This is a genomic window from Orientia tsutsugamushi str. Boryong (genome assembly GCF_000063545.1).
In the GTDB taxonomy this organism is placed as follows: Bacteria; Pseudomonadota; Alphaproteobacteria; order Rickettsiales; family Rickettsiaceae; genus Orientia; species Orientia tsutsugamushi_C.
The window spans coordinates 608,833-621,716 of record NC_009488.1 but is presented as its reverse complement, the minus strand read 5'-3'; the positions used below and the strand labels follow the sequence as shown (position 1 = coordinate 621,716).

General features: G+C 34.0%; 8 protein-coding genes and 5 pseudogenes. 10 read left to right on the top strand and 3 right to left on the bottom strand.

The features are described 5' to 3' along the window. Window positions 1-118: 118 nt before the first annotated feature. Window positions 119-934: a hypothetical protein gene (locus OTBS_RS02995; RefSeq protein ID WP_011944586.1), complete on the top strand. Its 816-nt coding sequence runs from the start codon at window positions 119-121 to the stop codon at window positions 932-934. A gap of 28 nt (window positions 935-962) precedes the next feature. On the opposite strand, the pseudogene OTBS_RS16040 reads toward OTBS_RS02995, so the two are convergent. Continuing rightward, a pseudogene (locus OTBS_RS16040) lies at window positions 963-1,212 on the bottom strand (transposase); the annotation flags it as partial. A gap of 247 nt (window positions 1,213-1,459) precedes the next feature. Between OTBS_RS16040 and OTBS_RS02990 the strand changes: the two are divergent. The 9 genes and pseudogenes from OTBS_RS02990 to OTBS_RS02950 form a co-directional block, all read left to right on the top strand. Next, window positions 1,460-2,149 (top strand): annotated as a pseudogene (locus OTBS_RS02990) (TraU family protein); the annotation flags it as partial. An 80-nt stretch (window positions 2,150-2,229) separates the two neighbouring features. Next, window positions 2,230-2,550, top strand: coding sequence for a type-F conjugative transfer system pilin assembly protein TrbC (gene trbC / locus OTBS_RS02985; protein WP_011944350.1), 321 nt, complete (start codon window positions 2,230-2,232; stop codon window positions 2,548-2,550). 58 nt (window positions 2,551-2,608) lie between these two features. Next, window positions 2,609-4,234 (top strand): conjugal transfer protein TraN, encoded by a 1,626-nt coding sequence (gene traN, locus OTBS_RS02980; protein WP_232488837.1) that lies wholly within the window; start codon window positions 2,609-2,611, stop codon window positions 4,232-4,234. 5 nt (window positions 4,235-4,239) lie between these two features. After that, a pseudogene (locus OTBS_RS02975) lies at window positions 4,240-4,944 on the top strand (conjugal transfer protein TraF). Then, a pseudogene (locus tag OTBS_RS02970) lies at window positions 4,941-6,241 on the top strand (conjugal transfer protein TraH). Before OTBS_RS02975 ends, OTBS_RS02970 begins: the two co-directional pseudogenes overlap by 4 nt. A gap of 127 nt (window positions 6,242-6,368) precedes the next feature. Beyond that, on the top strand, window positions 6,369-6,545 hold the full coding sequence (locus OTBS_RS16035) for a hypothetical protein (RefSeq protein ID WP_162097308.1): 177 nt from the start codon (window positions 6,369-6,371) through the stop codon (window positions 6,543-6,545). Between the two features lie 8 nt (window positions 6,546-6,553). Further along, window positions 6,554-7,984 (top strand): conjugal transfer protein TraG N-terminal domain-containing protein, encoded by a 1,431-nt coding sequence (locus OTBS_RS16030; RefSeq protein ID WP_232488825.1) that lies wholly within the window; start codon window positions 6,554-6,556, stop codon window positions 7,982-7,984. A gap of 176 nt (window positions 7,985-8,160) precedes the next feature. Then, window positions 8,161-8,883 carry a tetratricopeptide repeat protein gene (locus OTBS_RS16025; protein ID WP_162097311.1) on the top strand — a complete coding sequence of 241 codons (723 nt, stop codon included), beginning with the start codon at window positions 8,161-8,163 and terminating at the stop codon, window positions 8,881-8,883. Next, window positions 8,883-10,638: pseudogene (locus OTBS_RS02950) on the top strand (type IV secretion system DNA-binding domain-containing protein). Before OTBS_RS16025 ends, OTBS_RS02950 begins: the two are co-directional and overlap by 1 nt. A 1-nt stretch (window position 10,639) precedes the next feature. Here the strand turns inward: OTBS_RS02950 and OTBS_RS02945 are convergent. Further along, window positions 10,640-11,551, bottom strand: a complete 912-nt coding sequence (locus OTBS_RS02945; RefSeq protein ID WP_011944584.1) for an Rpn family recombination-promoting nuclease/putative transposase — start codon at window positions 11,549-11,551, stop codon at window positions 10,640-10,642. A gap of 50 nt (window positions 11,552-11,601) precedes the next feature. Then, a complete protein-coding gene (locus OTBS_RS16020; protein WP_232489038.1) occupies window positions 11,602-12,705 on the bottom strand; it encodes a toprim domain-containing protein in 1,104 nt (367 codons plus the stop codon). Between the last annotated feature and the right edge of the window lie 179 nt (window positions 12,706-12,884).

Sequence of the window (12,884 nt, the reverse complement as noted above, 5' to 3'; positions counted from 1 at the left end):
TAGGTTTTGCAAGAAGTCATTTTACTTAAACCAACTCTTTAAGTAAAATGACTATAGCATAGTTGTTTAGCTATGGATTAGCTTTTTTGTTAACATAAAAATATAAGGAGTTAATTTCATGAATTTAATTAGCATAAATGAATCAGAATTAAGAATGTTAGAAGAGGCAGAGAAAGTAATATCTTGTCTTAATCCAATATTGGAGGATATATTACCTTTTACAGATGAAAGTGATGATCTTAAAATCCTGCAAGCTGATCTAGGAGGTATACTTGGTCAATTAAAACAAGATTTGGAGCAAGTCAAAAGCAGAGGATCATGGGGGCATTTTGTTCAAGCATTGGAAAATATTTGCGCAATACTTAAGGAGATATTCACTGGCAACAATATACCTCATGATCAAGGAATTGTCAAAGCTATACAGGATCTTAGAGCTAATACGGACTTGGTAAAGGTATGCGAGGAACAAGATCGTGTGGTAGATAGAGGAAGAAGAATTCAGGGCATTGTACAGTCACTAGTTAGTAATATGACAACAGAACCATCTGAAGAACTCAAGAAAGCGAAAGGGCTTCTAGATGAGGCAGTATCAAACCTTCAGCTAGAGCGCGAGGAGGCAAAAAGAAGAGCTGAGCCATTTAAATATTTGTTCCAAAAGCTTGGATATCTTCGTTCTTTCATGGCAGAGATTAAGCTGACAGAAGATCAAAAAATGCATTTATCTCGAATGGCGCTATCTTCGTTACCTGACTTAAAAATGCATCAGAGGGACTGTTATAAGGAAGCGTATGAGAATTATATGTGTCGCATGAGAGAAGAATCAAAAGAGTATGAAAATAGAAAGAGTAGTAATGATTCTTCTCATACAGAAAAGCTTCTTTCTCAAAGAGCGAGTGTCTTACAACATAAGGGACAAGGTGGGAGAAGTACATAAGGCTTAACGATATAGCATTTTGTCATTTAAAAGCTTTACGTAGGTCTAAATTAACCAGTTCTAGAGATTTTACTAGAACCACGTACAGAACTACTAGACTGATGATGCTTAGAATTAGACCTGCAAAAGCTACAACTTGTTTAGCAGAATTAAATTTCTCAATATTTGCTAAACAAGCGCAAGAACTATAGTCTGTGTTTTGCTCCTACATCTAGTATTGACGCAAGTAATGCAGATTTATCGAGAAGATCTTTGTTATTTTTAACATGATCATTAAGTTTAAGCAAATTTTAAAAATTAATAAGTTATTATTTAATTACTTAAATTTAAAATTTACAGAAGGTAATAAATATATCTGTAATATTATTTAAATTTACGCAAGCAGCATTAAATAAAATAAAAGTACCAACCAAAGCAGAAAAATATTCAAGTTTAGAGATACAAAAGAAAGGAACTTACTTTTTATAATATCATATACTGGATTTAGAAGACTATATTTATGAATAAACATTAATGGCATATATTTCACCAATGTGTATGGTAAGTCTTGGAGGTTTGTCATTTGGAAGTGCTACTCAAAAAGGCATGAAAGATGAGGCTGAAGGAAGTGCTTTTTATCACATTCATTGGTATGTCTATCCTGTGATTTATTGGCTGGAAATTTTGCTTGATTTTATTTGTCTGGAAATGGCTGCAGTCGATATAGCATATTTAACAGAGTTTGATCCATTATGGAGTGATGACGCTAAATCTGCGATTTTAAATCCAGAAACGCTGTTGTTTCAAAATGTAGCTGCTTATCAAGCATGTATAGCTGATTGCATGAGTTGTGGCGCTGGTTTATTAGCAAGTGATTATGCTTTTTGGTGTGCTGAATGTCAAGGAATGCTTTACCCTTTTACTGGAACAGCTGCGGCGCATAATGGTGGAGTTGGAACATCTGTATTAATGGTAAGTAAGTTTATGGCTAGAATGCATAGGCAACTGATGTTATGGGGATATTATGGTTATAAAGGCTTATGTGGCAAGTATCCCATGCCTATTATGAAGAAAAGTCAGTATCGACTACAAATGACTTATCCGATTCCAGAAACCAGATCCTGCAAGAGCATAGGCCAAACAGAAGCTACATGGCAGGCTGGAAGAGAATTTCCAGTTAATGGTGAAGATTTTGGTTACTTGATTTGGCGAAAAAGAGATTGTTGTTTGCTTTGATAAGGGTTAGAGAGGAATATGGTTATACGAGTAATGATGTTGATGGTTTTATTATTTGTTAATAATGCTAATGCTTTTTTTTGGGCCAGCAAAAAACTTTTATTTTTGTCTCATTTTCAATGAGTGATGAGGCTTTAAAAAGCTATTTTGCTGAATCTCAAAAGGCTGGAGCTCAATTGATTATGCGTGGGTTAATTAATAACTCATTTACACAAACAAAGAATAAAACTATGGAGCTTGGTATTAGCTTCGATATAGATCCTAGCTTGTTTGAACAATATAAAATTGATGTTGTTCCTGTGATAGTAATAGATGATGAAAAAAGAGGATTAACCAAGAAATTAACTGGCCATATTCCTTTAGCAATAGCATTAGAAATTATGAATGAGAATACTCAATGAGATTATTATCTATATTAACTTTTTGATAGTGCTCAATATTAGCTGTTGTTTAGCTTCAATGCAAAGCAGTTATAATGAAGCTAGCAACTATAATGTAAATCTTGGAAATTCTTCAAATACACAAGAATTATTTCATCAAGGTAGTAATGTCAATTATCCTAACAATGATGAGGATTTAACCTACCATGGCCGTAATCAGCTTGGTACAGAAAGTGGGGCAATGTTATTTCAAGCTGAAAACAGTAAAAACAATGCCTTAACTCAACATAATATCAACGATCAAAATTATATGATAGCTAATTCAATGAGAATTGAATCTGATCCTTTAAGTGCCCTTGATAGCAGTAACTTCGTAACTCAAACAAGTAAAACTAATACTGAAATTATTCAAAGTTGTAATGAAGGTAGTAATTTTAACATTGAACTTATTCGAGAATTAAATGTTGAGTGCAGATTAGAGAATGTATGGCTTTCTTGGCAAAACCGGCAAATGGAATTTGCAACAGAAGAAATAAAGGAGAATCATAGTAATTGGCTTAAGAGTCGTAGCGATGTCTATGATGATGAATTAGGTGCACAAATATACTGCCTAGTAGATGATCCCGAAGCAATTGTAAAACAAATGAAATGGGCTATTGCTAATAGGCTTGGTGTATCTATACACCATATTGGTAGAAATTTTTTATTAGAAGTAAATGAAAAAATATGTATACTTCACTATGACTACAGAGATAAGACTCAAGAACTAAGGAAAGTAGCAGAATATTGGCAAGTTTTAAACCCTGAACTTGAGCAATTAACTGAGAGTAATGAATGCTATGAGGTCAATAGAATCAACTATGATGGTGGTGATAGAGTATTTTTTGACAAGTTTAAAGTCAATCGTCCATATTGGAAACAAAAGATTCTTTTTTCTTGTACTAGCGATCCAAAAGATGGCTGCAAACACCTTAAAATTCAGAATTGTGAATTAAAAAACAGCACTTGCCAAAAATCAGTAGCAAATATTTGTTTACTATGGCAGCACGATTATAGCTGTTCAACTGAGAAGCAAACAATGCTACACTCATCGTTGCATAATAACTCAATCTTTTGTTTAGGAGGTAATTGCAACACTCCAACTATTATACCAAATAGAGATATAGCTAAAGTAGCTCATCTAGCGATGCTAAATCAGATGAGCAAGGACATTAAAACAAATCCCGTTTCTGTATTTTCAGGTAAACATCGAAAATGCAAAAAAGATGTATTTAGTTTTTTGAATTGCTGCTCTTCAATGACTGGCTGGGGGCGTGATATAGGCTTATCGCAATGTAAGTCTAAGGAACAAGAATTAGCTTTATATAGGAAAAAAGGTTACTGCTACTATATTGGAACCTACTGTTCTTCAAGAATTCCGATATTAGGTATTTGCTTAGCTAGAAAGTCTACTTATTGCTGCTTTCAGTCGAAACTTGCAAGAATTTTTCAGGAAGAAGCAAGAAAACAGCTAAAAATGAACTTTGGTACACCTGAATGTCCAAAGTGTAGAGGCCTTACTGTTGAAGAGTTACAAAAAGTTGATTTCACTAAAATCAATATGGATGAACTATTTGGAGATATACTCACTAAGGCTCAAAACAGCATGAACAAAGACATTATTGCAGGAATCAAAGATAAAGTTCATCGTATGCAACAAACTTAGTCTAAATGAGCAGATTATTAATGTTTATGATATTAATTAGTCATTTATCCACTGTTGATGCTTCACCAACAAGATTTTTATGGTACAATGATAAACATGGTCATGAGCTTGATGACTCTGCTGCTAATTCTAAGTTGATGAGTAGGCCTCATGACCAGAGAATCGAGGAATTAAAGGAGCGATTTAATCGAGCTTAGCGTATAGCGCTGGATAATCCAACGCTCGAAAATGTGATTACAGCTCAAAGATTGCAGAAGCAAATCATGGAGAAGGCTCATAAGTTTGCTACTATGTGGCAACTAGCTACTCTACTTGATTACCAACTGATTAATGCTAATGAGCCTGCTAATAGCTTACATAGAAAGCTATATCAAGAAAAATCAGAGCAAAAAAATGATTTCAAACTCAAAAACATTGCTAAAAACTGGGGATTGATTTTGCAAGTTAAACAAGATTGCTTGCTCTGTAAGGCCTTTATGCCTATTGTTCAGTGCTTTGCTAATAAATATGCATTTCAGTTGCTAGCTGTCAGTAAGAATAATGAGTTGCTTAATAAACTAAATCCTAAGCATATTGTACCTGTATTATATTCAGTAGCTAGCGATGGTAAAAAAATATATGCAGTAGCTAGAGGCATAATCTCTGAAGATAAAATTATCGACAATATTCTAGCAATCGATAGATATTATCATAAGTTGGAGACTACATGAGCACCAAAATCAGAGTTTATGCCATTACAATGCTATTATTGCTACAAGCTCCAGTATCACTAGCTTGGAATATCGAAAACGTATTTCAAGGAATGAGTATTAATGTCACAAGATCTGGATCATATCAAGATCAAGCGGCTGGATATTATGCGGCTGGCGGATTATCTGCCAGAACAAGCCAAACATCATTTCAGCCATTTGCTATAACTCCACCATCTTTAAACATGAGCTGTAGCGGTATTGATGCCTATCTTGGTAGCTTCTCTGTTATTTCTGGAGAAGAATTAGTTCAATTGATGAAAAACATTGGTTCTCAAGCTAAAGTCTATGCTTTTTCATTAGGATTAAAAACCTTTGCTCCTCAAATTGAGAATGCTCTCAAAGACTTACGTAATCTAGCAATGGAGATGAATCAATTTGCTAAGGGAGATTGCAAATTAACAAAAGCATTATTTGCTACAGCTTTACCAAGAAACTCAGCTATGAGAGAAGCTGTTTGCCGTGATATACAGTCACAAAGCGGGTTTGATTATTTTGCTGCTGGTAAAAAATGTCGTAATTATTTAGATCAAAAACAAGCTCTGCGACAAGCACAAAATAAGGATTCAGAGTTATGCTGGATGATTATAACATCTTCACTAAAGCAGCAGCAAAGGTTGGAATACCATCAAATATGCGTGATTCAATCATGTCTATGACTGGCACTATCGTGGTTACAAACAATAATGTGTACTTTTTTGACTCCTTAGCTCAGGATGAAAAAAGTTGGATTAGTCATTTAAAAGGTGGAGAATCAGCTTCAATTTACAGCTGTGATAGTGTTAGTTGCCTGCATCCAAGCCTACAACGAAATATCACAATATCACCAGAGCAGTCTTATGCAGGTAAAGCTAAGCAAAAATTGACTGATCTAAAAAATAAGTTTGATAAGAATTCTGAATATAGCAACTCTGAAATAGCCTTTTTATCTTCGATTGGAGATATATTTCCAATTTATGATTATATCACATTAGAAGCTATTTCTGGAGTCACAATTTTAGAGATCTCATCAGAATTAATAGCTAGCTATACATTAGTTCAGCATTTGAAGGAAGTAATCACCGAAATACGTAGAGCCGTTACTTCACTAGGTGCTAAGCAAGTTTCGAATGAACATTTAGAAAGATATTTGAAGGAATTGAATCGAGTACAACTTTTTGCAAATGAAAAATGGACTAGCCTACAAACCGATGCAAGTCGAATAGATAAAAGGGCTAGATTAATAGAGCAGCATTTAATAGCGAAGGAGAAAAGTTAATGGATTACGTAATATACACATTTGGTGGTGGAGATCTGTTATGGCATGTGTTTAATGGCATAGGCAGAGGTCTTTGCTTCAAATAGCGAATACTTCACTCCAGTGGGTCACTTAGCCTTGACTATTGGTGGCATATGGGCTGCTACTAGGGCTATTTTTAGAGGAAATATCGGCATCTTTGCTATGGGAATGGTTTTTTCCATCGATATTTATTTTTACGCTGTTATTTGCCCCCAAATCTACTGTTTGGCTGAAGGATGAAGTATCAATGAGTGCGCCAGTAAAGGTTGATAATATCCCATAAGTATTGCAATGTTTGCTTCTCTTTCATCGCAAACGAGTTACTTTGTATCTAAAATGTTGGAACAGCATCTTTTGCCAGCTTATGAAGGACTATCGAGCAGAAAAACTGGTATTATGTTTGGAGCTAAGGCTGTAGCTAAGATTCGAGATGTGCAAATACAGGATCCAATAACTTTAACTAATACGAAGGAATTCCTTAGACAATGCTTTATGAAGCCTTACATCATAGGCAATATTCTAGGTAAAAAAGCTGCTGCTCAACAAACTAACGACATTATAGGATTTATCGAGCAAAATATACCTAATAATTTTGGTATTTATTATCGCGAGCCTAGTAATTTAGCCATTAGTTTCAAGACCTGTAGACAAGCTACTCCATTGATTAAAGCGGCAATTCATAAAGAATTAAATGAAGGACTCCTAACAAAGTTTGCAGCTGCGATTGGAGTTCAATCTGATAAGTCAAATATGTTAAGTCAAAGACTAAAAGTCATGACTGGAGACACACTAAAATATTTACAGAGAGAGCAACAAGATATTCATGAATGGATGAAGCAAGCGATGTTACTTAATGCTAATCGTGAGTCATATGATGACTGGCGTGAGAAGTTTTCGTTATCAAGAATTTATTCTAATTTAGTTAGTATGCATGCAATTAGAGGGCTATTTCAACAGTCATTTTCGTACTTAGTAGCTGGCGAAATGGCTGCTCACATGATGCCTATTTTACAATCTGTTTTTTTTGCATTAGTAGTCTCAATGATCTTTATTGTATTTCCAATGGGCCTATTACCTGGCGGCTACAATATACTCAAAACCTGGATTCTATTAATAATATGGGTCAGCAGCTGGCCAGTATTTTTTACAATAATCCATTGCCTAGGAATGATCAGCTTATCCAGTAAATCTGGAGCTTTTGGTAATGATTATGGCTTGAATATGCTATCGCAAGGAAGCTTCGCAGAGATGATTTTATATAGCTATGCGACGTTTCAAATGCTTGCATCATCGATACCAATGCTTTCTTGGGCAGTGATAAAAGCTTGTGCTCATGCTACAGCTAACTTGGCCAGCCAGTTCTCTCCTATACCAGTTGCTAGCAGCTTAGGCAGTAACATAGTCGACAATAACTTGAGTATGGATAATTACAGCATAGGCAATAGAACTATCTCTCAACAAAACCTAGCTCCTTCATTACATATGGCTAATATTATCAATGATGGTGGTAGAACAGTCACTACAACGGCTGATGGTCGACAAATTATAAATGAAAACGTAGATTCATTGGGAAATAACTTCCGAGCTTCTGCTATGCTACAAGCTGGATATCAAAACCAGTTTACGCACTCTCAGAGCATTCTTGATTCACTGACAAAAAGAGAGGCCAATCTTATTTCAACAGGAAACTCCATTACCATGGAAATAGAGCCGACAGGATAACTCACGATGAAGCTCAGTCTATAAGCATCACTGATAGTGAATCTCAAGCTCTACAGGAGGTTGGTTCTAGTAGCATTGCTACTACTGATCATACAGGTAGTAGCCACAGTAAAAGTAGTGGAACTAGTGCTAGTGCTGGTGGTAGAGCATTTTTTGCACAAGTTAAAGTTGAAGGAGTGGAAAGACATAACAATAAAGGAGCTTCTTTAGCTAGATTAGGACAGTATGAAGATGCAATGGAAAATTTTGATATTGCTATTAAGTACAGATCAGATAATCCAGAAGCTTATTATAACAAAGGCATAGCGTTAATGAATTTAGGATACATTCAAAATGCAATCGAAAACTATGATATAGCTATTAAATATAGACCAGATTATGCAGAAGCTTATATTAATAAAGGTTTAACTTTAGCATTTTTAGGGCAATTGCAGAATGCAATAGAACATTTTGATTTAGCTATTAAATACGATCCTAGTTGTGTGAAATCATACTGTAATAAAGGGTATATATTAAGCTTATTGAATAGATATTCTGAAGCAATAGAAAGCTGTAACATAGCTATTAAATATGATCCAAATTGTGCGGATATTTATTATAATAAAGGAATGATTCTTGAGAAATTAGGTAAACACCAAAAAGCGATAGAAAATTTTGACATTGCTATCGCTATTAAGTACAAACCTAATTTTGCTGAAAACTATCTTGAAAAAGGAATTTCATTAGTAAGTTTAGGACAGTACTCAAAAGCTAAGGAGAATTTTAACTTAGCTATTAAATATAATCCTAATATCATTGCAGAATACGAAGCAATGTTTAAAAAGTTAACAGAATTAGAGAATTTTACTGGAGTAAAAGAGTATGAGCAAAAACTACAGATTTTGAAAAAATACTCTTGATGAATTTTCAGAATCAAGGCAATTTCACAAGGGGATCGCAGTTATTTGCTCATAAGTTAAGAATGTTTGGGCAAGGTAGTGCCAATGTTTTTACAATTGGGTTAGGATTATCGATATTCTGGATTATATGTCGATTATATCAAAAAGTTTTTCTGAGCAGTTTGTATTATTTTGCGATTGAGCGATATGTACAGCTTAAGCTAACAATTGGTGAACATTTTTATGATATCGATCAAATAGGAATCGTATTTTATAGTTTAAGGTTTAAAAAATGGATACACCTCAATGCTCAGGACTTTCTACATGAATTTTATACAGGTCAACATGGATTTAAAATACAGCAATTATGGGAATTCCTAATCAATTCAGCATTATTAGAAGGATTAATTGTTTTTGCTATTGGTGTGATAATCTCAATTGTTTTCTTTACGGCTCAAGGTAAAAAAACGATTATTAAGGCTAAAATTAGAGGTGCTGATTTTGTACGGAGAGAGAAATCTAGCTAAAATGCTAAAAAGCGCTAAAAAGGCCTCGAAAATCTGTTTTGGAGGCTTGCCATTAGTAAAGAATAGTGAAAGGCTGCACATTCTTATTACCGGAACAACAGGTACTGGTAAAACTAATATGCTTAACGAACTGCTACCACAAATTCGATCACAACAGGATCGAGCAATAATTATAGACCTTACTGGAGCTTTTACTGATAGATTTTTTGATTCTAAATGTGATAAGCTGCTTAATCCTTTGGAAAAAAATAGCGAGCAATGGTTGCCTTGGAACGATTGTTTTGAAGCAGCTGATTTTCATGATATAGCTAGTAGTTTTAGTAATTATACCCATAGAATCGATGACTTTTTTGCTAAAAATGCTGAATTAGTCTTGTCTGAAGCATTGAAGCTATATCAGGATGACAAAGATATCATAAAATTAATTCATACAATCATTTACTCTGATAATAGACAATTTGTAAAAGCTTTTAGAAACACCGCTGTATCAGGCATTATAAGCGAAAGCGCGCCTGAAACTTCTGCGGGAATTCAATCTACTCTTGGAAAGAATATTACTTCGCTACAATATTTAAAGCCTGGAGGTAATTTTAGCATCAAGGAATGGTTTAGTAATTCTGCTGAAACTGGATGGCTATTTATCACAGCTACTCCAAGTCAAAGAGCTACTTTACAGCCACTTATTTCAGCATGGATAAGTATAGCTATCAAAGCTTTGATGTGTAGAAATCCTAATCATGATAACAAAAACATATGGTTTATACTTGATGAACTGCCAGCTCTACAAAAAGTTTCATCTTTACCAGTTGCTTTAGCTGAAAGTAGAAAGTATGGAGGCTGCTTTGTTGCTGGGTTGCAGAACATTCATCAATTAGAAGCAATATATGGTTCTGCTGAATGTGCTTCTATGCTTGATTTGTTTAATAGTAAATTTATTTTTCGAGTTAGCGATCAGGTTACAGCTTATAAATCAGCATTAACACTAGGTGAGGAAGAAATTATTGAAACTCAAGAGAACTTGTCATATGGATCAAATACTATGCGAGATGGAGTAAATATGAATAATGTTGAGCGTAAAAAGCTTTTAGTTATGCCATCTGAAATTATGAATCTACCAGACCTTACATGTTATGTAAAGCTTGTTGGTAACTTTCCCATCACAAAACTAACTATGAAGCTACAAAACTTAAATATAGCATATGTTTGGGGATATACATTGCTCAAAAAACTTAAGTTAGTGAATTATTAATTCAAGAATTATCCATGCTAACTTTTAAATTAACCACTTCTTCGTTTGATAACCCAGTATTTTCAGCAATAAATTCAACTGAAAAGCCAGCTTTTAATAAGTTCCTTGCAAGCCCTTGTGCAGCTTCAGCTCTGCCTTTAGCTATGCCTTCATCAATATATTTTGCAGCAATAGTTCTCATAATATTACCTTTTTCTTCTTCAGATAAATACTTAGCCAGAATCTGCTCTAATTCTGGTTGCTGATTCTCTAGTAATTTAGTATCAGTATACCATAAAAATGATCTTAGGTAAACATAACCTTTTTCTTTATCAAGTATTAAAACATGTTTGAAGTTTATTAGAAACTCTTGCCAAAGCTTTAACATATCTCGTTGATGAATGTGTTTTAGCATATATTCGAGCATTCCGATATGCTTTTTCCTAATAATTTCATCATTCGACATACTTTGCAAATCGACTAATTGATAGTCAGAGGTCATTAATTGCTTAGCTATCATTGAATCGGTAAATAAATCCCACAAATTTCTAGGTGCGTTGTAGACTTCTTTGCCGTTATAGATCACTAAATTATACACTAATGGTAATTTAGTTTTTTCTTTCTTATGCCTTTCGCACAATAACAATGTGTATCTCCATAACCGCAGAGCTGTCCAATAATCAACGGTTGATTGAGCTTCAATTAATATATAAATAAAAGCATTGCCATGCTTTTTGGTTGCAACTTTATAGACGATATCGCTATATTTTTTTAACGATTCTTCTATATAACTTTCTTGCTCTACTTTTATTTTTGATAAATCTATTAAACTCTTGAAATCACTTGGTAAATAATACTCTAGAAATTCTTGTGCAGCCACTGGATCGCTCATGATTGTCTTTGCCAATGAATCATGCTTTAATTTTTTTGTCATATTTTTCAGCCTATAGTTTTTTTTATAAAAAATGCTGCGTCATACTCTGCCTAGTGTTTCAGACATAATCTTGGTTGTATATTAGTTTGTATGGATTTATTCTTTTCATTAAGTTTTCTTATTTCAGGGCTGATAATATTTCTAACAGCATATAATCCTTGAGTTTTTAATACATTATTGAAGTCATTTTTGACTGTACAGACTACTGCTTCCTTATCCTCTAGAACTTTTTCAGCTTTTTCAGTATTTACGTCATTTTTAACTGCTAGAATGATCTTTTCTTTTGAGGCAGGATTATAGTTTTGCAAATTTTGGGCTTCAATGGCACATAAGATTTTTCCTTCGACTCCAGCATGTTTAATGCTTAGAGCAGTTTCAATATTCTCTGTAAGAATTGTTATAGAAGAGTAGTCTGAATTTTGTTGAGCAATTTCAACAAATGATCCACTAATTGTACCAACAGAATTTTCAGCTGCATCCGCTTTATTACATGTTTTTGAATTCAAGGCTAATATCTTAGCTCCAGTAATTTCATCTTTGTCATTTTTAACAAAAATAGTGAGTGCAGGCCAGGATTTTTGAGTCTCTTCATCAAAAACCATATTTGCTCTTAAATTAGGATTGTCAAAGATTTTTGAACTATAAATTTCTGTATGATTTTCTAAAAATTTGTTGACTGTTGTTACTTCCGCATTAGCTTTTTCCTTTTTGTTATAGTCGTATAGGGGCAAAGATTTTGCATATAATTCTTTAACGTCACTTTGATTAGGTATTTCAGATGATTTATTTTGTATTTCGTTCAATTTAATAAGTTTGGCAATTTCAGGTATTATAATCTGTCTAATAGCTTCAGCCCCATGAATTTGTAATAGGTCGTTGAAATCACCTTCTTGTGTTGGCATCACTTTTAACACCTTTGCTCCACTATTTTCGAGTGTTTTTTTCGCTTTATCAACAGTATTCATTGTTATAGAATTTTGTCCATCATTATCTGCCGCTATGATTATGTTTTCTCCTTCAAATGGTTGATAGTTCTTGAAATTATGTATGCCAATAGCAGCGATAATTTTTCCATTAATTCCTGCTTGTTTTAGACTTAAAGCTGTTTCAACGCCTTCTGTTATAATTGTTATAGGCGAATCATGTGGTGCCAATGGAGTAATTCTAACAAACGATTCGCTAATTTTGCCAAAAGCCCTCCTAGGGACTGAAATATCTGCCTTATCGCACGTTTGCGAATTCAAATATACAACTTGTACACCAGTAATTTTACCTTTCGCATTTCTTGAAAATGCTGAAAATGCTGGATAATTTTCATTCGTTTCTCTATCAA